This is a genomic window from Blautia sp. AF19-13LB (genome assembly GCF_003479105.1).
GTDB classification, from domain to species: domain Bacteria; phylum Bacillota; class Clostridia; order Lachnospirales; family Lachnospiraceae; genus Fusicatenibacter; species Fusicatenibacter saccharivorans.
This window is the reverse complement of sequence record NZ_QUGO01000025.1, coordinates 12,748-38,303: the sequence shown is the minus strand read 5'-3', so window position 1 is coordinate 38,303 and position 25,556 is coordinate 12,748. Positions and strand designations below refer to the sequence as shown.

The 25,556-nt window shown below is 52.5% G+C and carries 21 protein-coding genes; 20 read left to right on the top strand and 1 reads right to left on the bottom strand.

The features are described from left to right. The 11 genes from DWX32_RS17420 to DWX32_RS17370 all read left to right on the top strand — a co-directional run. Positions 1-1,497, top strand: a 1,497-nt coding sequence (locus DWX32_RS17420; RefSeq protein WP_199671285.1) for a VirB4-like conjugal transfer ATPase, CD1110 family, incomplete at its 5' end; no start/stop codon positions are given. Beyond that, positions 1,497-1,877, top strand: coding sequence for a DUF3851 domain-containing protein (locus tag DWX32_RS17415; RefSeq protein WP_015516003.1), 381 nt, complete (start codon positions 1,497-1,499; stop codon positions 1,875-1,877). The genes DWX32_RS17420 and DWX32_RS17415, both read left to right, overlap by 1 nt. Further along, positions 1,870-3,606 carry a CHAP domain-containing protein gene (locus DWX32_RS17410; RefSeq protein WP_117502874.1) on the top strand — a complete coding sequence of 579 codons (1,737 nt, stop codon included), beginning with the start codon at positions 1,870-1,872 and terminating at the stop codon, positions 3,604-3,606. Before DWX32_RS17415 ends, DWX32_RS17410 begins: the two co-directional genes overlap by 8 nt. Positions 3,607-3,635: 29 nt before the next feature. Beyond that, positions 3,636-3,887, top strand: coding sequence for a DUF4315 family protein (locus tag DWX32_RS17405; protein ID WP_097770138.1), 252 nt, complete (start codon positions 3,636-3,638; stop codon positions 3,885-3,887). Next, positions 3,877-4,641, top strand: coding sequence for a DUF4366 domain-containing protein (locus tag DWX32_RS17400; RefSeq protein ID WP_117502873.1), 765 nt, complete (start codon positions 3,877-3,879; stop codon positions 4,639-4,641). Before DWX32_RS17405 ends, DWX32_RS17400 begins: the two co-directional genes overlap by 11 nt. Continuing rightward, positions 4,638-4,832 (top strand): hypothetical protein, encoded by a 195-nt coding sequence (locus DWX32_RS17395; protein WP_003526245.1) that lies wholly within the window; start codon positions 4,638-4,640, stop codon positions 4,830-4,832. The genes DWX32_RS17400 and DWX32_RS17395 overlap by 4 nt, the downstream gene beginning before the upstream one ends. Beyond that, complete coding sequence (locus DWX32_RS17390) at positions 4,829-5,521, top strand: hypothetical protein (RefSeq protein ID WP_003526248.1); 693 nt, start codon at positions 4,829-4,831, stop codon at positions 5,519-5,521. Before DWX32_RS17395 ends, DWX32_RS17390 begins: the two co-directional genes overlap by 4 nt. Then, positions 5,502-7,601 carry a type IA DNA topoisomerase gene (locus tag DWX32_RS17385; protein ID WP_117502872.1) on the top strand — a complete coding sequence of 700 codons (2,100 nt, stop codon included), beginning with the start codon at positions 5,502-5,504 and terminating at the stop codon, positions 7,599-7,601. Before DWX32_RS17390 ends, DWX32_RS17385 begins: the two co-directional genes overlap by 20 nt. Continuing rightward, the gene (locus DWX32_RS17380; RefSeq protein ID WP_002570998.1) at positions 7,598-7,876 is read left to right on the top strand and encodes a hypothetical protein; all 279 of its coding nucleotides are present in this window, start codon (positions 7,598-7,600) and stop codon (positions 7,874-7,876) included. Before DWX32_RS17385 ends, DWX32_RS17380 begins: the two co-directional genes overlap by 4 nt. Positions 7,877-7,882: 6 nt before the next feature. Beyond that, the gene (locus DWX32_RS17375; protein WP_117502871.1) at positions 7,883-11,284 is read left to right on the top strand and encodes an LPD28 domain-containing protein; all 3,402 of its coding nucleotides are present in this window, start codon (positions 7,883-7,885) and stop codon (positions 11,282-11,284) included. A 1-nt stretch (position 11,285) separates the two neighbouring features. After that, complete coding sequence (locus DWX32_RS17370; protein ID WP_003526257.1) at positions 11,286-11,501, top strand: transposon-transfer assisting family protein; 216 nt, start codon at positions 11,286-11,288, stop codon at positions 11,499-11,501. A 96-nt stretch (positions 11,502-11,597) separates the two neighbouring features. On the opposite strand, the gene DWX32_RS20280 is transcribed toward DWX32_RS17370, so the two are convergent. Continuing rightward, positions 11,598-12,365 (bottom strand): hypothetical protein, encoded by a 768-nt coding sequence (locus tag DWX32_RS20280; RefSeq protein ID WP_117502870.1) that lies wholly within the window; start codon positions 12,363-12,365, stop codon positions 11,598-11,600. Between DWX32_RS20280 and DWX32_RS20275 the strand changes: the two genes are divergently transcribed. The 9 genes from DWX32_RS20275 to DWX32_RS17330 all read left to right on the top strand — a co-directional run bounded on the left by DWX32_RS20275 (position 12,364) and on the right by DWX32_RS17330 (position 25,321). Beyond that, on the top strand, positions 12,364-12,708 hold the full coding sequence (locus DWX32_RS20275) for a TnpV protein (RefSeq protein WP_349101367.1): 345 nt from the start codon (positions 12,364-12,366) through the stop codon (positions 12,706-12,708). The two genes, DWX32_RS20280 and DWX32_RS20275, sit on opposite strands and share 2 nt — an antisense overlap. A 776-nt stretch (positions 12,709-13,484) precedes the next feature. Continuing rightward, complete coding sequence (locus DWX32_RS17365) at positions 13,485-20,363, top strand: SNF2-related protein (protein ID WP_330421843.1); 6,879 nt, start codon at positions 13,485-13,487, stop codon at positions 20,361-20,363. Between the two features lies 1 nt (position 20,364). Further along, a complete protein-coding gene (locus DWX32_RS17360; protein ID WP_117502745.1) occupies positions 20,365-21,183 on the top strand; it encodes a DUF3849 domain-containing protein in 819 nt (272 codons plus the stop codon). Continuing rightward, a complete protein-coding gene (locus tag DWX32_RS17355; RefSeq protein ID WP_117502744.1) occupies positions 21,180-21,524 on the top strand; it encodes a plasmid mobilization protein in 345 nt (114 codons plus the stop codon). The genes DWX32_RS17360 and DWX32_RS17355 overlap by 4 nt, the downstream gene beginning before the upstream one ends. 155 nt (positions 21,525-21,679) lie before the next feature. Beyond that, positions 21,680-21,991, top strand: a complete 312-nt coding sequence (locus tag DWX32_RS17350; RefSeq protein WP_002576210.1) for a CD1845 family protein — start codon at positions 21,680-21,682, stop codon at positions 21,989-21,991. Positions 21,992-22,149: 158 nt separating this feature from the next. Next, the gene (locus DWX32_RS17345; protein WP_227097388.1) at positions 22,150-22,695 is read left to right on the top strand and encodes a type IV toxin-antitoxin system AbiEi family antitoxin domain-containing protein; all 546 of its coding nucleotides are present in this window, start codon (positions 22,150-22,152) and stop codon (positions 22,693-22,695) included. Further along, on the top strand, positions 22,692-23,546 hold the full coding sequence (locus DWX32_RS17340; protein WP_117502743.1) for a nucleotidyl transferase AbiEii/AbiGii toxin family protein: 855 nt from the start codon (positions 22,692-22,694) through the stop codon (positions 23,544-23,546). Before DWX32_RS17345 ends, DWX32_RS17340 begins: the two co-directional genes overlap by 4 nt. Next, positions 23,543-23,851 carry a hypothetical protein gene (locus DWX32_RS17335; RefSeq protein ID WP_015528507.1) on the top strand — a complete coding sequence of 103 codons (309 nt, stop codon included), beginning with the start codon at positions 23,543-23,545 and terminating at the stop codon, positions 23,849-23,851. The genes DWX32_RS17340 and DWX32_RS17335 overlap by 4 nt, the downstream gene beginning before the upstream one ends. Before the next feature lie 54 nt (positions 23,852-23,905). Continuing rightward, positions 23,906-25,321: a relaxase/mobilization nuclease domain-containing protein gene (locus DWX32_RS17330; protein WP_117502742.1), complete on the top strand. Its 1,416-nt coding sequence runs from the start codon at positions 23,906-23,908 to the stop codon at positions 25,319-25,321. Positions 25,322-25,556: the final 235 nt, after the last annotated feature.

Sequence of the window (25,556 nt, the reverse complement as noted above, 5' to 3'; positions counted from 1 at the left end):
CGGTGTGAAGCGGGGGAAAAGCTGGAGATAACTTCAAAGGCTTACCTATCGCTATTTCCATCTGACCTTGCTACTTACGGCAGTGAAGCGAAAAAACTTTTGCAGGATTTGCAGAGCCGCAACGAGAGAATGTTCCTTTTGACCTTTCTGGTGCTGAACACAGCGGACAATCCCCGTCAGCTTGGCAACAACATTTTCCAGGCAGGCTCCATTGCCCAGAAGTATAACTGTCAGCTGACCAGGTTGGACTTTCAGCAGGAAGAAGGGCTGATGAGCTGTCTGCCCCTGGGACTCAATCAGATCGAGATCCAGCGAGGACTGACCACCAGTTCTACGGCTATCTTTGTACCGTTCACCACACAGGAATTATTCCAGAACGGCAAAGAGGCTCTGTACTACGGCATCAACGCCCTGTCCAACAACCTCATCATGGTGGATCGAAAGCTGCTGAAAAACCCCAACGGCTTGATTTTGGGTACGCCGGGTTCCGGTAAGTCCTTCAGCGCAAAACGAGAAATCGCCAACTGCTTTTTGCTTACCAGTGATGATGTCATTATCTGTGACCCGGAAGCGGAGTACGCACCTCTTGTTGAACGTCTGCATGGGCAGGTCATCAAGATCTCGCCTACCTCCACCAACTACATCAATCCGATGGACCTGAACCTGGACTACTCGGATGATGAAAGCCCGCTGTCCCTCAAGTCTGATTTTATCCTCAGCTTATGTGAGCTGATTGTGGGCGGTAAGGAGGGCTTGCAGCCGGTGCAGAAAACCATCATCGACCGCTGTGTGCGTCTGGTCTATCAGACTTACCTCAATGACCCGCGCCCGGAGAATATGCCCATACTGGAGGACCTATATAACCTGCTTCGGGAACAGGAGGAAAAGGAAGCCCAGTATATCGCTACGGCCCTTGAAATCTATGTAACCGGCTCCCTCAATGTGTTCAACCACCAGAGCAATGTGGACATCAACAACCGCATTGTCTGCTATGACATCAAGGAACTGGGCAAGCAGCTCAAGAAAATCGGTATGCTGGTGGTACAGGATCAGGTGTGGAACCGCGTTACCATTAACCGCGCTGCCCACAAGTCCACCCGTTACTACATCGACGAGATGCACCTGCTTTTGAAGGAGGAACAGACCGCTGCCTATACAGTGGAAATCTGGAAGCGATTCCGAAAATGGGGCGGAATTCCGACAGGTATCACCCAGAATGTCAAAGACCTTTTGAGCAGCCGCGAGGTAGAGAACATCTTTGAAAACTCCGACTTCGTGTATATGCTCAACCAGGCAGGCGGAGACCGTCAGATACTTGCCAAGCAGCTGGGCATTTCCACACACCAGCTTAGCTATGTGACCCACTCCGGTGAGGGCGAGGGCCTGCTGTTCTATGGCTCCACAATTCTGCCTTTCGTGGACCACTTCCCGAAGAACACCGAGCTGTACCGCATTATGACCACCAAACCCCAGGAACTGAAAAAGGAGGATGAATGATGATGAACCCCAACATTTTGAATAAAAACCCGCTGATGTTTTTTGACAGGGCGGTAAATGCCCAGCGCAGCCAGCTGCTTACGGTCATGGCCGATGCGGTAAGTGAGTGCCGCACGGCGGCAGACCAGGCAGCCGAACTGAATGAGACCGGTCAGATGGGGCTGCTCCGTTTGGCAGAGGTCTGGAGCACCATCCGTGCCAAGGAAGGTATGGGTGGTCTGGTTCTGGAAGGAACCGAAGCGAAAATCCTGTCCGATGTGGTGGCACAGTTTTACGCCTACCTGTCCGGTTGTATGTTCAACGATCCTGTGGGAATGGCCATTTATGCAGAGCTGCACTACATGATGTCCTCCCTCATGCTGGGAGAATGGTTTGAATAAGGAGCCGCGCCTGCGCTTTACTGATGAGGAACGGTCTGACCCTGCACTGGAAAAGCCGATCCGTAAAGCGGAGAAAGCTGCGGCCAGAGCAGATAAGGCGCAGGCCAATATCCCAAAGAAAAAGGTCAGGCAGACGGTCATCGACCCGGATACCGGAAAAAAGACCTCGAAGCTGACCTTTGAGGACAAGAAAAAGCCACCCTCCAAAGTTTCTCAAGGAGTCAGGGAAGCTCCCGTCCATCTGGTCGCAGGCAAGCTCCACAAAGAGATCCGGGAAACAGAGCAGGACAATGTGGGCGTGGAAAGCGCCCACAAGTCCGAGGAAGCGGTGGAGACCGGCGCTTATCTGGTGCGGGAGGGCTATCGCAGCCACAAGCTGAAGCCGTACCGCAAAGCAGCCCAGGCAGAGCGTCAACTGGAAAAGGCAAATGTAAATGTTCTGTACCAGAAATCTTTGCAGGAAAATCCCCAGTTTGCCAGCAACCCTCTTTCCCGCTGGCAGCAAAAGCAGGCCATCAAAAAGCAGTATGCCGCCGCCAAACACGCCGGTCAGACTGCCGGAAATACCGCCCAGGCTGCATCCAAAACCGGAAAAGCCGCAAGGACGGTAAAAGAAAAGGTACAGCAGGCAGGGGCATTCGTCATGCGCCACAAGAAGGGTTTCCTGATGGCAGGGGTTTTGTTCCTCATTACCTGTATGCTGATGAATACCATGTCCTCCTGCTCCATGATGGCGCAGAGCATCGGTTCCGTTCTCTCCGGCACCACCTATCCGTCGGATGACCCGGAAATGCTGGCGGTGGAGGCCGATTATGCAGCCAGAGAAACCCAGTTGCAGGAGGAAATCGACAACATAGAAAGCAGCCACCCAGGGTATGACGAGTATCGCTATGACCTTGGTATGATCGGCCATGACCCTCATGAGCTGGCAGCATTTCTCTCTGCCGTCTTGCAAGGCTACACCCGGCAGAGCGCTCAGGCAGAGCTGGCGCGTGTGTTTGCAGCACAGTATCAGCTGACGCTTACTGAGAAAGTGGAGATTCGCTACCGCACGGAGACCTCCACCGACCCGGAGACCGGTGAGACCACCTCAGAAGAAGTTCCCTATGAGTATTACATTTTGAATGTGAAACTCGCCAGCAAGCCCATTTCCGCTGTGGCGTCGGAACTTCTGACCCCGGAGCAGATGAAAATGTATCAGGTTTACCGGCAGACCATGGGCAATAAGCCGCTGTTGTTTGGCGGCGGCTCCCCTGATACCAGCGGTTCGGAAGATCTGTCCGGTGTGCAGTTCATTAACGGTACCCGCCCCGGCAATCCTCAGCTGGTGGAACTGGCCAAGCGTCAGGTGGGCAATGTGGGCGGTTATCCCTACTGGAGCTGGTACGGCTTTGACTCCCGTGTGGAATGGTGCGCCTGCTTCGTATCCTGGTGCTATAACCAGGCAGGAAAAAGTGAACCGCGCTTTGCAGGCTGTGAGTGGCAGGGTGTTCCGTGGTTCCAGTCTCATGGACAATGGGGTGCAAGAGGCTATAACAATCTGGCTCCCGGAGATGCAATTTTCTTTGACTGGGATTTGGATGGGACAGCAGACCATGTGGGTATCGTGATCGGTACGGATGGCAGCCGTGTTTATACCGTGGAGGGAAATTCCGGCGATGCCTGCAAAATCAAAAGTTATGACCTGAATTATCAAAGCATTAAGGGCTACGGCCTGATGAACTGGTAACAGAGATTTTTAAGAAGGAGTGATAGACGATGGCAAAGAACAAAATTGAGCGCATTGACCAGGAGATTACAAAGGTCCGCGAGAAGATCGCAGAGTATCAGGAAAAGCTCAAGGCGCTGGAAGCACAGAAAACCGAGGCAGAAAATCTGGAGATTGTCCAGATGGTGCGCGCCCTGCGTATGACCCCGACCCAGTTGAGCGCCATGCTGTCCGGTGGCACAGTTTCCGGCAGTTTGGCTGATGACAACAACGAACAGGAGGAAAACAGCTATGAGGAATAAACGATTGCTCCGAACACTTTCCGCCCTTTGCCTGACAATGGTTGTGGCATTTGGCTTTACGATCCCTGCTTTTGCACAGGGGTCAGAACAGGCTCCGGCGGCACCGGCAGAGGATTCTACCAATGACAGCAATGTGATTGTGGAAGAAGCAGAACCGGCACCGGCACTTACACCAGATGGCAATGCCGCTCTGGTGGATGATTTTGGTGGCAATAAGCAGCTTATTACTGTTACGACCAAAGCCGGAAATTACTTTTACATCCTGATTGACAGGGCGAATGAGGATAAAAAGACTGCTGTTCACTTTCTGAATCAGGTGGATGAAGCGGATTTGATGGCACTGATGGAAGATGGAAATGCTAAAGAGGAGTCGTCTGCTGTGTGTAGCTGCACGACAAAATGTGAAGCAGGGGCAGTCAATACGGCCTGCCCGGTCTGCGCAACTGATAAGAGTAAATGTACGGGCAAAGCACCGGAACCTCCGGCAGAAACACCAGAGCCGGAAAAAGAGACGCCTGCCGGACTAAATCCGGCTGCGCTGATTCTTCTGCTGGCTCTGCTGGGCGGCGGTGGCGTATTTGCCTACATGAAGCTCATGAAGAATAAACCTAAGACCAAGGGCAATGACAGTCTGGACGATTATGATTATGGCGAGGAAGATTCCGAGGAATGGGAAACCGAGGATGAGGAGTCGGACGAACCGGACGCTGATGGGGGCAGCACAGAAGAAGATGACGAGGACAGCGTGAAATGACCCGTTTCACAGACAGTCCCTATGAACGCATGATGACACGCAGGCCGGAGGGCGGGAGGGAAACTTCCCGTCCTCATTCTTTATCCCACAACCACCCCTGCTATGGTTGCGGGAGTTATGGAAGTCCCTGCGTAGGTATCTGCCATCGTGAGATGGAACGCTGGCTCAAAGAAAGGAAACGAAAAAAATGAGTGTTCTGATTATATTTATCAAGCTGATTGCTGTTTTTGACCTGCTGGTAATTGCTGTGTATTTTGGCGGCGACATTCTTTCTACCATGTTAAACAAACTTTGGAGAAAGCCAAAGCAAGATGACCCCTTTGATTTCTCCTTAGATACCATGACAGTTTCATTGTCCATAGATTCTATCCGTCAGCTTTATTCCGGTGACGCGGCAGATTTTGTGGAAGAAAAGATCCTGCCAAATGCGGAGAAAACAATGGCCGTTTTGACGGAACAAGAACAGACGGCGGCTCATCTGCTCTTATCCGCTTTGATCGGTTTTCTTGCAGCAGAAGCTCCTATGGATGAACAGAGCTTTCCCTTGATGATGGAACTTCTGAACTGCATGGAAGGGGAAAAAGAAGATGGTTGTCAGGATGCAGTAGATAGTTTACTTGAAGATGCCGCCTGCAATACCCGCCGTCACGAAGAATATTACAGCAATTATCAACGCTACCAGCTGATGCAGGTGGATAAAACCCGTGTCATTTTGGCTTGCCGTATCATCATCAATGACCTGCTGGGGAAACTGTACCGCTATGACTACCGGTTTGGTTATAACCTGCTACTGGATGAGGAAAACAGCATAGAGAAAAAACTGCACACGCCTGTGCGGGAAGAATGGGAGGCTGAAGATTATGAATTTAGTGATTGCTGAAAAACCATCGGTTGCACAAAGTCTGGCTACGGTAATCGGTGCAACTGCTCGTAAGGATGGGTATCTGGAGGGTAACGGCTGGCGTGTCAGCTGGTGCGTGGGCCACCTGGCCGGTCTTGCGGATGCAGACAGCTATGACTCCAAGTATGCCAAGTGGCGATATGATGACCTGCCTATTCTGCCGGAGCATTGGCAGATGGTAGTGGGAAAGGATAAGAAAAAGCAGTTTGATATTCTCAAAAAGCTGATGAACGCCCCGGATGTGACGGAGGTAGTAAATGCCTGTGATGCCGGACGCGAGGGCGAGCTGATCTTCCGCAGCGTCTATGAGCTGGCAGGCTGCCAAAAGCCGATGAAAAGGCTCTGGATTTCTTCGATGGAGGATTCCGCCATAAGGGAGGGCTTTGCAAACCTGCGCCCAGGTGTAGATTATGATGGACTTCGGGATGCTGCTCTCTGCCGTGCCAAGGCCGACTGGTTGGTAGGGATCAATGCCACAAGGCTTTTTTCCGTGCTGTACCACCGCACCCTCAACATCGGGCGCGTGATGTCTCCAACGCTGGCACTCATTGTCCAGCGAGAAGCTGAAATCGACACCTTTAAGCCGGTTCCTTTTTATACCGTGGCGCTGGAGCTGCCCGGTCTTACCATATCCGGGGAGCGCATAAGTGACCGAGCAAGCGCAGAGCAGCTGAAAGAAGCTTGCCAGGATGCAGCTGTCACAATCAAAAAGGTGGAGTGTAAGGAAAAGCTCGAAAAGCCACCTGCCCTTTATGACCTGACTACTCTGCAAAGAGATGCCAACCGCATGCTTGGATTTACGGCCCAGCAGACCCTGGACTATCTGCAAAGCCTGTATGAAAAGAAGCTCTGCACCTATCCCCGTACTGACAGCCGCTATCTGACCGGTGATATGGCAGACAGCCTGCCGGTGTTGGTGAATCTGGTTGCCAATGCTATGCCGTTTCGCAAAGGGATCGCCATTACCTGTGATCCGCAGACAGTCATCAACGATAAGAAAGTAACCGACCACCACGCAGTAATCCCTACCAGAAATCTCAAGGATGCAGACCTTTCTGCCCTTCCTGCGGGAGAAAAAGCGGTGCTGGAGCTGGTGGCCCTGCGTCTGCTGTGTGCCGTGGCCCAGCCCCATATCTATTCGGAAACCGTTGTGATTGCAGCGTGTGCCGGTAGGGAGTTTACCGCCAAAGGAAAAACGGTGAAGCACCCCGGATGGAAAGCACTGGAGGACGCCTACCGTGCCAAAATGAAGGATGCAGAGCCGAAAAAAGAGGGCGCAGAGAAAGCCCTGCCGGAGCTGACCGAAGGACAGACCCTTTCGGTTGTTGCTGCAATCGTCAAAGAAGGCAAAAGCAGTCCGCCCCTGCACTTTACGGAGGACACTCTGTTGTCCGCGATGGAGACTGCCGGAAAAGAGGATATGCCGGAGGATGCCGAGCGAAAAGGTCTGGGGACACCGGCCACCCGTGCCGGTATTTTGGAAAAGCTGGTATCTGCCGGTTTTCTGGAACGAAAAAAGAGCAGGAAAACGGTGCAGCTTCTCCCTTCCCACGATGCAGTTTCCCTGATCACCGTTCTGCCGGAACAACTGCAATCGCCGCTTCTGACTGCCGAGTGGGAGTACCGACTGGGCGAGATCGAGCGCGGGCAGCTTGCCCCGGAGGAGTTTTTGGACGGGATCAGCACCATGCTGAAAGATCTGGTGGGAACTTATCAGGTCATCAAAGGAACTGAGTACCTGTTCACTCCGCCCCGTGAGGTGGTGGGCAAATGCCCTCGCTGCGGCGGTGAAGTTGCAGAACTGCAAAAAGGCTTCTTCTGTCAGAATGATTCTTGCAAATTTGCAATCTGGAAAAATAACAAATGGTGGGCTGCCAAGAAAAAACAGCCGACCAAGGCTGTGGTGTCTGCACTGCTTAACGATGGCCGTGTCCGTGTGACGGGGCTATATTCGGAGAAAACCGGCAAGACCTACGATGCAACTGTGGTTTTGGAGGACGATGGACAGTACGCCAACTTCAAGCTGGAATTTGATCAGCGGAAAGGAGGCAGCCGATGAAGCTCTCTTTAGTGGAACGGGAAACCATTCTCCTTTATAACCAGGCAGAACCAATGGCTGAGGTCTACACCCACGATCCCCGTCTGATGGAGAAGCTGGAACTGCTGGCAAAAAAGCACCCCGACCAGATCACCCGAAAGGACGCCCATAACTTTACCGTCCCAAAGCGGTGTGTATCAGTCCGGGAGCCATATAGCGCAGAACGCCGCAAAGCCGCCAGTGAGCGTGCGAAAGCTGCCGGATACCAGCCCCCTGTGAGAAAGTCCAGCAGTTAAAGGCACATGACAGAGAATGTATTTGAAGCAGTCAAGCAGTCGGTCAGCACCAGAGATGCGGCAGCGTTTTATGGGATCGAGGTCAAACGAAATGGCATGGCCTGCTGTCCCTTTCACGATGATAAGAACCCCAGCATGAAGGTAGACCAGCGGTTCCACTGCTTTGGCTGCGGTGAAGATGGGGATGTGATCGACTTTACCGCAAAGCTCTTTGACCTCTCCCCAAAAGAAGCGGCGGAGAAACTGGCACAGGACTTTGGCCTGATCTATGACAGTCAGGCCCCTCCCCGTAGGAGATATGTCCGGCAGAAAACAGAGGCACAAAAGTTTCGGGAGGACCGGCAGCGGTGTTATCGCGTACTGTCCGATTACTACTATCTGCTGAAAAAATGGGAGGCCGACAATTCTCCCTGGACACCGGAGGAAGAACCGCACCCCCGTTTTGTGGAAGCAATCCAGGAGAAAACCTATGTAGAGTACCTGTTGGACCTTTTTCTTTATGAAAGTGAAGAAGAACAAAAGGCATGGATTGCAGAACACACAGCAGAAATCACACATTTGGAAAGGAGATTGAAAATCATGGCTGAGAACAAACCCACCAACCGAGAGCGGCTAAGGGAAATCACAGATGGCATCGAGCAGGGGATCAAGGAACTGTTTGAGAGTGAAAAGTATATGCGCTATCTGTCCGTCATGTCCCGCTTCCACCGCTATTCGGTAAACAACACCATGCTCATCTATATGCAGAAGCCGGACGCTACATTGGTAGCCGGATACAATAAGTGGAAAGACCAGTTTGAGCGTCATGTAAAAAAGGGCGAGCATGGCATTACCATCATCGCCCCCACACCGTATAAGAAGAAAATCGAGGAGCAGAAGCTGGACCCGGATACCAAGGCTCCGATTCTGGATAAAGACGGAAAGATCGTCACAGAGGAAAAAGAAATCGAAATCCCCATGTTTCGTCCGGTCAAGGTCTTTGATGTAAGCCAGACCGACGGGAAACCTTTGCCGGAGCTTGCTTCCTCCCTTTCCGGCAATGTGCCAAATTATGAGGCATTCATGGAGGCTCTGCGCCGCAGTGCGCCGGTGCCGATCACTTTTGAAGCAATGGCCGCCGATACGGACGGCTATTTTTCTGCCAATCATCAGAAAATCGCCATTCGCCAGGGCATGAGTGAGGTGCAGACGGTTTCGGCCACAGTACACGAGATTGCCCACAGCAAGCTCCACAATCAGAAAAAGATTCAGATTGCCAATGACGAGCAATATCAGGAGATCGAGCTGTTTGATAAACCCGGTCTGTTCTCCAATGGGCGGATTGTCCGTGATAATCTGCCGGAGGGCGTTTATTGCTATGACCTGCGCGGTTCTGACTACGACCCCGGAGAGCCGGTCTGTGTAGAAGAACAAGTGGTTGTAAACCATGCAGGTTCCGTTCTGCTGACAGAGCCGCTGGAGCTGGCGGAAGATGGACGCCTGATGCTGACCGAGGAAGAAGGGCTGAATTTTGTTGGCGGCTTTTCTACCCTCACCCAGTTTTTGCAAGAACAGAGGAAAGATCGCCACACGGAGGAAGTGGAGGCTGAAAGCATCTCCTATGCAGTCTGCAAATATTTTGGCATCGAGACCGGAGAAAACAGCTTCGGCTATATTGCAAGCTGGAGTCAGGGCAAGGAGCTGAAAGAGCTGAGAGCCAGTTTGGAGACCATCAATAAGACCTCCGGCACTTTGATCTCTGACATTGAGCGCCACTATAAGGAAATATGCAAAGAGCGTGGGATTGATCCCCATGCAAAGGCAGAGCCGGAAACCGCCCCGATAGAGCAGCCAGAAGATGCTACTAAGGTAGCCGATAGACAGCCGACCGGCAATCTGACCTACTATGTAGCAGAGTGCATGGAGTTTCCAAACCTTGGAGAATATCACGATAACCTGTCTTTGGAGGAGGCGGTCCGCATTTATCAGGAGATTCCGGCAGAGCGAATGAACGGGATCAAGGGCATTGGCTTTGAGCTGAAAGATGGAAGCGACTATGAAGGACCTTTTCCGATTTTGACCGGGCAGACCATTGACCTGGACACCATTCAGGCAATCGACTATTACCGTGATAATCCGTTGGTGCAAAAAGCGGTAAAGGAACTGGCTGCGGCCATGCCGGAAATGGAGGTGCTGGGAGCGGACGCCAACCAGCAGGAGACTTTGTTTCTGATCGACGATGCCACTTATCTTCATATCCAGCCTTGTGACAGCGGCTGGGACTATACCCTTTACGATGCCGCATCCATGAAAGAGCTGGATGGCGGTCAGCTGGATATGCCGGAGCTTTCCCGCAAAAATGCAGTTCTCCAGATTTGTGATGACAACAATCTGGACAGCACTTCGCTCAGACACGCTCCTATGTCCATGATTGAGACCTTGCAGGAAGCGGCCTATCAGCAAATGCAGGCAGAGACCAGTCAGATGACTGCTTCTTCCCAGCTGCCGGAAGCGCAGGAGCAGGCACTGGATGAATACCCCATGCCGGATGAGCAGGTATCCACACCGGATATGCAGGAATATGGCTACTCCTATGATGGGATGCTCCCTGTTACCAGAGAACGGGCGCTGGAACTGGATGCCGCCGGTTTGACCGTCTATGTGCTACATGAGGACAATACGGAGAGCATGGTGTTTGACCCGCAGGAAATCATGGATCATGGCGGTCTTTTCGGTGTGGACCATGAGGAATGGGAGAAAAGCCCTCAGTTCCACGAAAAGGTCATGGAGCGTCAGGAACATCAGCAGGAACGCGAACAGGCATTTCTCTCTCAGAACAGAGATTGCTTTGCCATCTATCAGGTAAGTCGTGACGATCCGCAGAATGTGCGCTTTATGAATCTGGACTGGTTAAAGTCCCATAACATTTCCATAGACCGCAGCAATTATGACCTCATTTACACAGCTCCTCTGAGGGAGTCTGGCACTGTGCCGGAGCAGCTGGAAAAACTCTATCAGCAATTCAATCTGGAAAAGCCCGTGGACTTTCACAGTCCCTCCATGAGCGTCAGCGACATCGTTGCGATCAGACAGGACGGTAAGGTATCCTGTCATTACTGTGACAGTGTTGGTTTTACCCAGATCCCCGGATTCCTGCCAGAAAACCCGCTGAAAAATGCGGAAATGATGCTGGAGGACGATTACGGCATGATCGACGGTATCATCAACAATGGCGCAAAAGAGCCCACGGTGGCAGAGCTGGAACAGCAGGCCCGAAGCGGTCAGCCCATTTCCCTGATGGAGTTGGCAGCCGCCACCCATCGGGAGGAACGGGAAAAGAAAAAGTCCGTCATGGAGCAGCTGAAAGGCCAGCCCAAGACAGAACACAAAAAGACAGCACCCAAAAAGAGTGCGGAAAGGGAGATTTGATATGGGAAACTTTACTTTTGAGGAAATGAACCTGATGTGCATTTACAATACCGGCAGCCGCACCGGGCTGATTGACAGTCTGCGTGAGATGCGCGGCGAGCTTTCGCCGGAGGAAACGGAGCTGAGAGAGTTGACCGACAGCGCCCTTACGAAGCTCTGTGCGATGACCGATGAGAAGTTTGCCGAACTGGAGCTGTACCCGGATTTTGACCAGTAAACAACATAACCGCAGGGATGGGGTGGCGATCTGCCACCCCACCTTTTTACCCCAAAACTGAAAGGAGGACAGAACACTATGCCAACCAAAGCTGAACTATATGCACAGATGGCGGAGAAGGTGACAACGCAGCTCACGGGGAGCTGGCAGGAATGGGCAGGGTTTCTCACTACTGCTTCCCGCCTTTACAAGTACCCGTTCCATGAGCAGCTGATGATCTATGCCCAGCGACCGGACGCCACCGCCTGTGCGGAGTACGATTTGTGGAATGAAAAGATGGGCCGGTATGTAAGGCGCGGCTCCAAGGGAATCGCTCTGGTGGACGATTCCGGGGACAGGCCCCGCCTGCGCTATGTTTTTGATATTTCCGACACCGGAACCCGTGAACATTCCCGCACTCCCTGGCTGTGGCAGCTGGAGGAGCGCCATTTGGATTCGGTTCAGGCCATGCTTGAGCGCACCTATGATGTTTCCGGTGATGACCTTGCCGGACAGCTCACCGAGGTAGCCGGAAAACTGGCTGAGGAATACTGGACGGAGCATCAGCAGGACTTCTTCTATATCGTTGACGGTTCCTTTTTGGAGGAATATGATGAGTTTAACATCGGAGTACAGTTCAAGGCAGCCGCCACCGTCAGCATCACTTACGCTTTGATGTCCCGCTGCGGACTGGAGCCGGAACGCTACTTCGACCACGAAGATTTCATGGCGATCTTTGATTTCAACACCCCGTCCACCATCGGGGCGCTGGGAACAGCGGTCAGCCAGATCAACCAGCAGGTGCTGCGGCAGATCGGCGTTACCGTCCGAAATGCAGAGCGCGAAGCCAACCAAGAAAGGAGCAAACAAGATGAACAATCCCATGACCTATATCCAGAACGGAGACTATCTGATTCCCGACCTGAAGCTGAGCCAGCAGCCGGAGAAACCTCTGGGCAAATACGGCAGGATGAGGAAAACCTACCTGAAGGAACACCGTCCCATCCTCTACAACCAGATGTTGCTGAGCGAGAAGCTGTACCAGCACCTTCTGGAGATCGACGAGACCGCCCAGAACAGACTGGAGCAGATGATGCCCCAGCTGGCGAAGGAAGCGGGAGCCACCGAGGAACTGAAAGCCAGCGATCCCATGAAGTGGGTGGGGCTGATGAACACCTGCAAAGCTCAGGCAGAGGAGATTCTGATGGCGGAGCTTATCAACAGCTGACTCTAAACCTGTTCCTCTCCGAAGCGGAACAGATCCAATCCATAGATGAAGCAGAGAATGTAGCACATACATCCTCTGCTTTTTCTTTTGCCCAAAATGACATTGACCATGTGCTACGTTTGGGAGGCAATACAGACCGTCAGAGGGAGCGTGTGGTTGCAGCCTTTGAAAAGCAGAAAACCACCGCTGAGATTGCCGAGATACTGAAAACGCTGTACCACGGTGGCAACGGCCTTGGCAGTGTGAGTGCATGGTATGCCGAGGATGGTATCCATCTTTCCCACGGGAAGTCTGTCCGTTATGACAGGTCTGCCCAGGTCATTTCTTGGGAGCGCGCCGCAGAGCGTATCGGGGAGCTTTTGGAAAGTGGTCAGTTTGCCTCCAATGTGGAGCTTGCAGAAGCGGCAGGCTATGAACGATCCCTCCTCTCGGAAAAGCTCTGGCATCTGTATCACGATCTCAGTGAGGACGCCAGAAAAGCCGGATATTTGTCCTGCCTGTCAGAGATCAAAGGCAATGGATTCCCAGAGGAGACCCGCCGTCTGACGGAGCAGCTGAGTGAACCGGCTTTCCGCCAGACCCTCAAGGAAGAATACGCTGCCTTCTGGACTGCCTATCAGCAGGACCGTGACCTGTTGCGCTTTCATTACCATAGGTCAAGGGAAATCTGGGAGAACCTGAAGGATCTTGACCTGCCACGCAGAACTTTTTCTTCGGACCTTTCCCAAGTGCCAACCGTCCAGCATTTCATTACCGAGGATGAGATCGACGCCGCCATGACCGGCGGCAGCAGTTTTGCCGGAGGAAAAGGCCGTATCTATGCGTTCTTCATGGAAAACCATACGGATAAGGAAAAAGTGAGATTCCTTAAAGACGAGTATGGCATTGGCGGACGCTCTCATGCCCTGTCCGGCGCAACACACAGCGGCGAAGATCACGATGGGAAAGGACTGCACTATAAAAAGCAGGACTGCCCGGATGTTCACTTGAACTGGGAAAAGGTTGCCAAGCGCATTACCTCACTCGTCCAGAAAGGCCGCTATCTTACCGAACAGGAACAAGCGCAGTATGACAAGATCCAGGCTGAAAAGGATCTGGCAGAAGAAGATGCCATTCATGCCCAGCAGCCGGAGATAGAGGAAGAAACGCCAAAGCCTACCCTTCGGGAGCAGTTTGAGCAGTATAAGCCTGTGGTGACTGCCGCCATATCTGAGGATGTGGCATATCGAAATGCCTGCGGTCATTCCGACCGTGAAAATGCTGTCATCGAGGGCAATGCCGCTGTGCGCCGTGCGGTTCTTGGCTCTAAGGATATGGAGCTGATCCGCCTTTATTCGGATGTGCCGGAGTTCCGCCAGCGTTTGCACCGGGAAGTGATCGACGAAACCTATCCAAAGCTCCATGAGCTTCTGCGCCCTCTTTCTCAGGAGGATATTGACAAAGCTCTCTGTGTTTGGAACGGCAATATCGAGAGTAAACACGCTGTCGTCCGCTATATGAAAGACCATGCAAGAGAGAAGGATACCGCTGCATGGCTGGCTCAGGAATACGGTGGCGGAAACAGCCCGTTCGTTGTCCGTGCCGGAAGCCCGGAGGAAACACAGCTGCCCTGGCCGAAGGTACAGCGCAGGCTTGCCCAGCTTATTCAGGAGGACCGGTTCTATACCGAAGAAGAACAGGATCGTTTTGACAATATCGACCCTATTGCCATCCGGGAAGCTCTGGAGGAAAGAGGGATCGTCAACGGACAGGTGGCAGATCCGGAAAAACTGGACAATTCCTCATTTATCCAGCAGGTAATGTCGGATGTAGAGCAGATTGCAGCTGCCGAGACAGAACAGACTTCCGAAGTTTCCATTTCCGATGAGGAATATGATGCAGTTCGCCGCCCAATTCCGCAAAGAACCTCCTATGACCCAGCCGCCCCGGTCTATGCCGTGGGCGATACCGTGTATATCGAGGATGACGCCTATCAGATCACAGAGCTGCGGGAGGACACCGTACAGCTTCTGCCCACTGGGATGGTATATCCCATCTACCGGGCAGAGCGCAAAGAACAGTTCGAGCAGATGCTTCGGGCAGACCGCCGCAATGCTTACTATACTGAGTTTCTTCCTACTGACCCGGACAAGGCAGATCAGGACTTGCGGGATGTATTGGCTCATGGACTGATGGATGAAGCGGATAAAAAGCAGATTTCCACGCTGCTGGAATCCGGCAGGAGCAACAGCGAGATCGCCTACTGGCTGATCAGAGCCTATTCCGGTGAGATTGAGACACTGAATCTGGAGACCGGCGATATTGCCGATTACCGTACCACGGCACAGGGCATAGAACTGGAAGTCATGGATGCAGAGGAAAAGCGTCTGGCTATGCTGTATTTCCGCTGGGATGAGGTTGCGCCTTTGCTGCGCGGGATGTATGCCCGTCAGCAGGACGGTTTTGGACAGGAACAGCCCCAACCGGCTGCCGAATCCCCGGCCTTCCATTCCGAGACCATGGCCGTCTATCCGGGCGATAAGAACCATCTACCTTATGATGTGGTGGTGGAACGGCTGCATATCGAGGAGCCGGAGCCGCCAGCCCCTGTAACAGAGCCGGAGAAAACCTTTGAGGAAGTGTTGGATGAACACCCGGTTTCCATTCAGGTCAACGGCCAGTGGCAGACCTTCCCCAATGCCAAAACTGCCGAGGAAGCCTCCTATGAGGAATACAAGGCTAACCTGCGCCGCAATGCACAGAACTTCCGCATTACCGATGAGCATTTGGGCGAAGGCGGTCCAAAAGCCAAGTTCCAGGCAAATGTTAATGCCATTCGTTTGCTGAAAGAGCTGGAATCTGCCGGACAGCAGGCAAGCCCCGAACAACAGGAGATTCTTTCCCGTTATGTGGGCTGGGGCGGTATTCCTGATGCTTTTGACCCAGAGAAACCGGCATGGGCTTCCGAGTATACCCAGCTGAAAGAGCTGCTGACCCCGGAGGAATATGCCGCCGCCAGAAGCTCCACCCTCAACGCTCATTACACCAGCCCTATGGTCATCAAAGCGATTTATGATGCTGTGGGCCGTATGGGATTTGAGACCGGAAATATTCTGGAGCCATCTATGGGTGTGGGAAATTTCTTCGGTATGCTGCCGGAGGAAATGCGAAACAGCCGTCTATATGGTGTGGAGCTTGACCCGGTTTCCGGGCGTATCGCAAAGCAGCTCTACCCCAAGGCCGACATCACCGTGGCCGGGTTTGAGACCACCGACAGGCGAGATTTCTTTGACCTTGCCATTGGCAATGTGCCTTTTGGTCAGTATCAGGTCAATGACAAAGCCTACAACAAGCTGAATTTCAACATTCATAATTACTTTTTCGCCAAAGCATTGGATCAGGTGCGTCCCGGCGGTGTGGTAGCTTTTGTGACCTCCCGCTATACCATGGATGCCAAGGATTCCACCGTGCGCCGCTATCTTGCCCAGCGTGCCGAGCTGCTGGGAGCGATCCGTCTGCCTAATGACGCGTTCAAAAAGAATGCCGGTGCCGAGGTTGTATCGGACATCATCTTTCTCCAAAAGCGGGACCGTCCGCTGGACATTGCACCAGAGTGGACGCAGACCGGACAAACGGAGGATGGGTTTGCCATCAACCGGTATTTTATCGACCACCCGGAAATGGTGCTGGGCAGACAGGAGCCGGTAAGCACTGCTCATGGTATGGATTACACCGTGAACCCTATCGAGGGACTGGAGCTTTCCGACCAGCTGCATGATGCTGTGAAGTACATTCATGGCACTTATCAGGAGGCAGAGCTGCCGGAGCTGGGCGAAGGCGAAGCCATTGACACCTCCATTCCTGCCGACCCAAATGTGAAGAACTATTCCTATGCCATTGTAGACGGGCAGGTGTACTATCGGGAAAACAGCCGTATGGTGCGCCCTGACCTCAACGCCACCGCCGAAGCCCGCGTGAAAGGTCTTGTGGGACTGCGTGATTGTGTGCAGGAACTGATCGACCTTCAGATGGATGCAGCGGTTCCGGACAGCACCATTACCCAAAAGCAGGCGGAACTGAACAGCCTCTATGACAGCTTTTCTGCCAAATACGGTCTCATCAATGACCGTGCAAACCGTCTGGCCTATGCAGACGATTCTTCCTATTACCTGCTCTGTGCGCTGGAAGTCATCGACGAGGACGGAAAGCTGGAACGCAAGGCAGATATGTTCACCAAACGGACCATCAAGCCCCATCAGGCGGTGGCTGTGGTGGATACGGCAAGTGAAGCACTGGCGGTGTCCATCTCGGAAAAAGCCTGCGTGGATATGGACTATATGAGCCAGCTTACCGGAAAAACAAAAGAAGAACTGGCCGGAGAGCTGCAAGGCGTAATCTTCCGTGTACCGGGACAGTTGGAGCAGGACGGAACGCCCCATTATGTGACTGCTGATGAATACCTCTCTGGCAATGTACGCCGAAAACTGCGTCAGGCGCAGCGGGCGGCACAGCAGGACCCGGTTTATGCAGTCAATGTGGAAGCTCTTACCGCCGCCCAGCCCAAAGACCTGGATGCGTCGGAGATCGAGGTGCGGCTGGGCGCTACCTGGATTGACAAGGAGTACATCCAGCAGTTTATGTACGAGACCTTCAACACCCCGTTTTATCTCCAGCGCAGCATTGAGGTCAACTATTCCTCCTTTACTGCTGAATGGCAGATCAAGGGGAAATCTTCTGTATCCTACAACGATGTGGCAGCTTATACCACCTACGGAACCAGCCGCGCCAACGCCTACAAGATTCTGGAGGATTCCTTAAACCTGCGGGATGTCCGTATCTATGACACCATAGAGGACGCAGACGGAAAAGAGCGCCGCGTACTAAATGCCAAGGAGACCACTCTGGCTGCCCAAAAACAGCAGGCGATCCGGGAAGCCTTTAGGGACTGGATCTGGAGAGACCCGGAGCGCCGCCAGACTTTGGTGCGCCAGTATAACGAAGAAATGAACTCTACCCGTCCCCGCGAGTATGATGGCAGCCATATCACTTTTGGCGGCATGAACCCGGCCATTACCTTGCGGGAACACCAGAAAAGTGCCATCGCCCATGTGCTGTATGGCGGAAATACCCTGCTGGCACACGAAGTAGGCGCGGGCAAAACCTTTGAGATGGTGGCCGCTGCGATGGAAGCCAAACGCCTGGGCTTGTGCCAGAAATCTCTCTTTGTGGTTCCCAACCACCTGACTGAGCAGTGGGCATCGGAGTTTCTGCGCCTCTATCCTTCTGCCAACATCTTAGTCACAACCAAAAAGGACTTTGAGACCCATAACCGCAAGAAGTTCTGCGCCCGTATTGCGACCGGTGACTACGACGCCATCATCATGGGACACAGCCAGTTTGAGCGTATCCCCATCAGCCGGGAGCGTCAGGAACGGCTTCTCTATGAGCAGATCGACGAGATCACCGAGGGTATCGCAGAGGTGCAGGCCAGCGGCGGCGAGCGTTTTACCGTCAAGCAGCTGGAGCGTACCAGAAAGTCTCTGGAAGCCAGACTGGAAAAGCTGCAAGCCGAGGGGCGAAAAGATGATGTGGTAACTTTTGAGCAGCTGGGTGTGGACCGGCTGTTTGTGGACGAGGCCCACAACTACAAGAACCTGTTTTTATACACAAAAATGCGGAATGTGGCTGGTCTTTCCACATCGGACGCGCAGAAATCCTCCGATATGTTTGCCAAGTGCCGCTATATGGATGAGATTACCGGAAACCGTGGCGTGATCTTTGCCACCGGCACACCGGTCAGCAACTCCATGACCGAGCTTTACACCATGCAGCGTTATCTTCAATATGAACGCCTGCAAGAACTGAACATGACCCACTTCGACTGCTGGGCTTCCCGATTTGGGGAGACCGTCACAGCATTGGAGCTGGCACCGGAAGGCACCGGCTACCGGGCAAGAACGAGATTCAGCAAGTTCTTTAATCTGCCGGAGCTGATGAACCTGTTCAAAGAAGTGGCGGACATTAAGACTGCCGACCAGTTAAATCTCCCTACCCCGGAAGTGGAGTACCACAACATCGTGGCGCAGCCCACCGAACATCAGCAGGAAATGGTCAAAGCTCTTTCGGAGCGTGCATCGCTGGTACACAGCGGAACTGTTGACCCGTCCCAGGATAACATGCTCAAGATTACCTCGGATGGCCGTAAGTTGGGGCTTGACCAGAGGATCGTCAACCAGATGCTGCCGGACGAACCTGGCACAAAGGTCAATCAGTGTGTGGACAACATCATGCAGATCTGGCGGGACGGCAAAGCTGACAAGCTGACCCAGCTGGTGTTCTGCGACATTTCTACACCACAGGCCAAAGCTCCTGCAAGCAAGGCGGCGAAAACGCTGGATAATCCACTGCTTCACGCATTGGAAGGCGCTGTGCCTCTGCCGGAACAGGAACCGACCTTTACGGTATATGACGATATTCGTCAGAAACTCATTGCTCAGGGGATGCCTGCCGACCAGATCGCTTTTATCCATGAAGCCAATACCGAAGTGCGGAAAAAGGAGCTGTTCTCTAAAGTCCGTACCGGTCAGGTTCGTGTCCTTTTGGGCAGCACCGCCAAGATGGGCGCAGGCACCAATGTGCAGGACCGTCTGGTGGCACTTCATGATCTGGATTGTCCGTGGAGACCCGGAGACCTTGCCCAGAGAAAGGGGCGTATCGAGCGTCAGGGCAACCAGAACCCCCTTGTTCATGTGTACCGCTATGTGACCGAGGGAACCTTTGACGCATACCTCTGGCAGACAGTGGAGAACAAGCAGAAATTCATCAGTCAGATCATGACTTCTAAATCGCCGGTGCGTTCCTGCGATGATGTGGATGAAACAGCCCTCAGTTTTGCCGAGATCAAGGCTCTGTGTGCCGGAGATCCCCGCATCAAGGAGCGTATGGATTTGGATGTGGAGGTATCCCGCCTGAAGCTGATGAAAGCCGACCACCAGAGCAAGCAATATCGTCTGGAGGACCAGCTGCTCAAATACTTCCCGGAGGAGATTGAAAAGCACAAAGGTTTTATCAAGGGCTTTGAATCCGATCTGGAGGTTTTGACAGCTCACCCGCACCCGGAGGACGGTTTTGCTGGTATGGAGATTCGTGGAGACCTGCTGACCGATAAGGAGAACGCCGGTGCAGCCCTTTTGGATGCCTGCAAGGAGGTCAAAACCTCCGATCCGGTGCAGATCGGCAGCTACCGGGGTTATGCCATGTCCGTGGAATTTTCCGCTTGGAAACAGGAGTATACGCTCCTGCTGAAAGGACAGATGACCCACCGGGCAACCCTTGGTACAGACCCTCGCGGAAATCTTACCCGTATCGACAATGCCATCGCCCAGATGCCCCAGCGTCTGGAGGCGGCAAAGGCCCAGCTGGATAACCTCTATCAGCAGCAGGCTGCCGCAAAGGAGGAAGTCGGAAAGCCATTCCTTTATGAAGAAGAACTGCGAAGCAAAAATGCCCGTCTGGTGGAGCTGGATACTTTGCTCAACATCGACGGAAAGGGACAGGCGCACGCAGAGGCTGTTGTTGCCAAAAGCACACGGACTTCGGTGCTGGACAGCCTGAAGCGTTCGGCGACGCCCCGCAGTACAGACAAGAAACCAAAACAGCATGAGGAGGTGCGATAACATGAATACCAATAATCTGAATACGGCCCTTTATGAAAAGATGGCCACTGAGCAGGAAAAATATAGGGACTGGTTGAAAAGCCAGCCCCCGGAAGAAATCCTGCACCACACCTATGAATATACTGTCCGTGAGGATATTGTGATGGCGATGGAGGAGCTGGAGCTGACCGACGCACAGGCCCAGGCGCTTTTGGAATCTCCCTCGCCGCTGGCGGATGTGTACCGTTATTTTGAAAAGCTGGAGAACGGCTATATGGATATGATCCGGGACAGCATTGAGAACCGTGCCGACGATGTGTGCAGAGCTAAAGAGGAACTGCGAACAACACCGGTCTATCCCCATTCAGCTGCTTATGCGAGAGAACATGGGGAGCTGGAGCAGTACCGAGCTTCCAACAATGTAAATCTCCAATGCAAGGAGTCCATTGAAGCGGCGGTGCGGGAACACTTCGACGGAATGTATCTCAGCCACGATGCGGCAAAGGGTGTGATCGAGACCTATGGCATGGAGCGTGTATCTATGGTTCTGTCTAACACGGTCCAGCTTCAGGACTGGGATGGGCGCTACTCCCGACGCAACAAAGAATGGGCCAAGACCATTCCCAACGATAATCCCGAAACCGTCCGTTGTGGTTATGCCTTAAACAGCCACCCTGCTGTGCTGGATGGTTTTATTGATCTGGTGCGTGAAGAACAGCAGCGCAGCCGTACCCAGAGAGAAAAACTGGAACCGTCCCGTCCCTCAGTACGGGATAAGCTCAAACAGGAACCGCCTGCCCATAAGCCTGCCGCCCCGAAGAAACAGGAGCCGGAGCGATGAGCAGCCCCAAGCGCAAGCGGGATGTGCCGGTTCTGTTTTGGGTATCCGCTGATGAAATGGAGTTGATTCAGCAGAAAATGGCACAGTTTGGGACAAAAAACCTGAGCGCCTATCTGCGGAAAATGGCTGTGGACGGCTATGTGGTGCAGCTGGATTTGCCGGAACTGAAAGAACTGGTATCCCTGCTGCGCCGGAGCAGCAACAACTTAAACCAGCTGACCCGCAAGGTGCATGAGACCGGGCGGATTTATGATGTCGATTTGGAGGATATATCCCAGCGGCAGGAAAAGTTATGGGACGGAGTTAAAGAGATACTGACACAACTCTCCAAACTTTCGTAACCGGGACAAATACCCCATTTGCGGAGGGAGGAACGGCGTTTCTTCGCCGCGCCTTCCTCCGCTTTTTCTTTTTGCCCGTATCCTTGCCTTTTGGCTGTGAGATAGGGATAATGGAATCAGGAACAGGAACTGTGATTTTGGGAGGAGGCATAACAATGAGGGCATTGGTATTTTTGTTGAAACTGCTGTTGAAGATCGTGATGGTTCCGGTGATTCTGGCGCTGACCCTGTTCGTTTGGATTTGTGTGGGGATCGTCTATGTCTCCGGTCTGGTGCTGGGGCTTATCAGCATGGTGATCGCCCTGCTGGGTGTGGCGGTTCTGCTGACCTGTTCCCTGCAAAACGGCATTATCCTGCTGGTGATGGCATTCCTTATTAGTCCCTATGGTCTGCCGATGGCTGCCATCTGGCTACTGGGCAAGGTGCAGGATTTGAAGTTTGCCATTCAGGATTTGGTTTATGGATAAAATGCGCGGTCACAAAAATGCCAGACAGTGTCTGTTAAATTGCTATATTTACTTCTGTGCTACATCCGTGTATAATAGTAGCACGAAAGGAAGTGATGGATGTGACCAAATCAGAACGGTTTGAGCAATTAGACAGACTTCTGACTGAGCATGATGGGATGCTGCAAACCGCACAGGTAATCGCCAGCGGAATTGTAAAACCCATTTTTTATGAATATGTCAAAGAGAAAAATCTTCAGCAGGTTGCTCACGGAATTTATGTCTCCGAGGACACCTGGATTGATGCGATGTTTCTGTTACATCTGCGATGTGGTCAGGCAGTATTTTCCCATGAATCAGCGCTATTTTTCCATGACTTGACAGACCGGGAACCATCTCCATACGCTATCACGGTGCGCAGAGGGTACAGCACCACTCGCTTAAAGGCAGAGGGCCTTTCTGTTTACACCATCAAACCAGAATTATATGAGGTAGGGTTGACAACTGGCCAAACACCTTTTGGGCATACGGTTCCTGTCTATGATATGGAGCGCACCATCTGCGATCTGCTCCGCAGCCGAAGCAGCATGGAAATACAGACTTTTCAAGGTGCGCTGAAGATGTATGCCAGAAGAAAGGACAAGGATCTGCGGACTTTGATGCGGTATGCCGGTATGTTCCGGGTTGAAAAAATTTTACGGCAGTATTTGGAGGTGCTTTTATGATAAAGACAGCAAGGCAGCTAAAAGATTTGATTCGCAATCTTTCCAGAGAAAAATCTGCGGATGCACAGCTTTTAATGCGAAACTATATGATGGAGCGTTTTCTGGAGCGTATTTCCCTTTCTGAATATCGTGATAAATTTATTCTGAAAGGCGGGATGCTGGTAGCGGCAATGGTTGGACTGGATGCCCGTTCCACGATGGACTTGGACGCTACTGTAAAAGGAGCCAATGTTAATGTAGAGGACATCGAGAACCTGATTTCTGCTATTGTGAGTGTGCCGATTGATGATGGCGTCAAATTTCAGCTGAAAAGCATTTCAGAGATTATGGATGAAGCGGAGTATCCTGGGATTCGGGTCAGCATGACTACAACCTTTGACGGTGTGGTGACACCTTTGAAGATTGACATTTCCACAGGGGATGCCATTACCCCCAGGGAGGTACGCTACTCTTTCAAGCTGATGCTGGAAGATCGCTCTATTGACATTTGGGCATACAATCTGGAAACCGTTCTGGCTGAAAAGCTGGAAACAATCATCACCAGAACCACCACCAACACCCGCATGAGAGATTTCTATGACATTTATATTCTGGATCAGCTCCACGGGAACACATTGAACCGGCAGACGCTCTATGATGCACTGTTGGCAACTGCCAAAAAACGCGGAACCGAACGGCATCTTACAGAAGCTGTGGATGTTTTGAATGAAGTGGAAAGCAGTCCTGTGATGCAGAAACTTTGGGAATCTTACCGCAGGAAGTTTTCCTATGCGGCAGATCTGGAGTGGAACATCATCATGGGGGCGGTTCGCAGTTTATATGCGCTCAGTGAAAAGGAATCGAGCCTATGAAGAAGCATGGACATTATTGTAAAGTCTGCGGAGAATATAAGGCTAACGAAAAATTTTCCGGCAAAGGTCATGCGGCGCACATCTGTAAATCCTGTGCTTCTTTATCGCCGGAGAAACAAGCAGAGCAAATGACGGTAAACCGCTTACTGAATCTCCCTTGGCGGTTATCAAAGGAGCAGATTTCCTGGCTGAAAAACCGAATGAAAGATAAGCGCCCGGAAGTTCGTGCACTGGCAAAAGAACAATACGAGATGAGGTTTCCTCCGAAGCGGTTAGAGGACATCGAGGACGATTTTATAGAATAGCAAAAGCGGTCTGCACCATGCAGGCCGTTTCTTTTTAAGAAAGGAGGCCCTTCTATGGCAACCACACGCATCATGCCCCTGCATATCGGCAAGGGCCGCACCGAAAGTCAGGCAATCAGCGACATCATTGATTATGTGGCAAATCCGCAAAAGACCGACAACGGAAAACTAATTACCGGCTATGGCTGTGACAGCCGGACCGCCGATGCAGAGTTCCTTCTGGCGAAGCGGCAGTATATCTCCGCCACCGGGCGGGTGCGCGGGGCGGATGATGTGATCGCTTACCATGTGCGCCAGTCCTTCAAACCCGGAGAGATCACACCGGAGGAAGCAAACCGCATGGGCGTGGAATTTGCCAAGCGGTTCACCAAGGGCAATCACGCCTTTGTGGTCTGCACCCACATAGACAAATCGCACGTTCATAATCACATCATCTGGTCGGCGGTCAATGCAGATTGTGACCGAAAGTTCCGCAACTTTTGGGGCAGCACCAGAGCCGTCCGGCGCTTGAGCGATACCATCTGCATCGAGAACGGATTGTCCATTGTGGAGGACCCAAAACCCCACGGAAAAAGCTACAACAAATGGCTGGGTGATCAGGCCAAGCCCTCCCATCGGGAACAGTTGCGGGTGATGATTGACCATGCGCTGGAGCAGAAACCGGCGGACTTTGATGCGCTGCTGAAGCTGCTTTCCGAAATGGGCTGTGAAGTATCCCGGCGCGGGAAAGCAATCCGGCTCAAAGCGCCCGGCTGGAAGAATGTAGCCCGCATGGATGACAAGCTGGGGGCCGGGTACAGTGAAGCAGAAATCCGTGCGGTGCTGGCCGGTGAAAAACAGCATACGCCCCGTAAAAAATCCATCGTGCAGCCGGAGCAGCCCAAGGTCAATCTGCTGGTGGACATTCAGGCAAAATTGCAGGCAGGAAAAGGTGCTGGCTATGCGCGTTGGGCTAAAGTTTTTAATCTGAAGCAAATGGCACAGACCATGAATTACCTGTCAGAGCATAACCTGCTGGAGTATGCGGTTTTGGAAGAAAAGGCTGCGGCTGCCACGGCACATCACAATGAGCTTTCGGCGCAGATCAAAGCGGCTGAAAAGCGCATGGCAGAGATCGCTGTTCTGCGTACTCACATCGTAAATTATGCCAAGACCCGTGAGGTCTATGTGGCATACCGCAAGGCCGGCTACTCTAAGAAATTCCGGGAAGAGCATGAGGAAGAAATTCTGCTCCACCAGGCGGCTAAGAATGCCTTTGATGAGATGGGCGTCAAGAAGTTGCCCAAGGTCAGAGAGTTGCAGACAGAGTATGCGAAATTGCTGGAAGAAAAGAAAAAGACCTATGCCGAGTACCGGCGTTCCCGTGAGGAAATGCGGGAGCTTTTAACGGCAAAGGCCAATGTGGATCGGGTGCTGAAAATGGAGGTAGAACAGGATGTTGAAAAAGAAAAAGACCACGGCCAGCGGTAAGCTGGTCCTGGTCAAAAGCGTTCGCAGAACGCGTAGCCACAGAATGAAATTCTGTGTTCAAAGGGGCTTGGGGGCGCTGCCCTCAACAAGCAAGCGGAGAGGAAAATCATGGAGGGATTTTCTTCTCTGCGGGTCTGTGTGTATTAACACAGGCATTGCTTGCCGGTATTATCCCTGAATCAGAATAATTTCGGAATAACCACTGTTCTAACTATCCCACATGATGGAGGCGGCG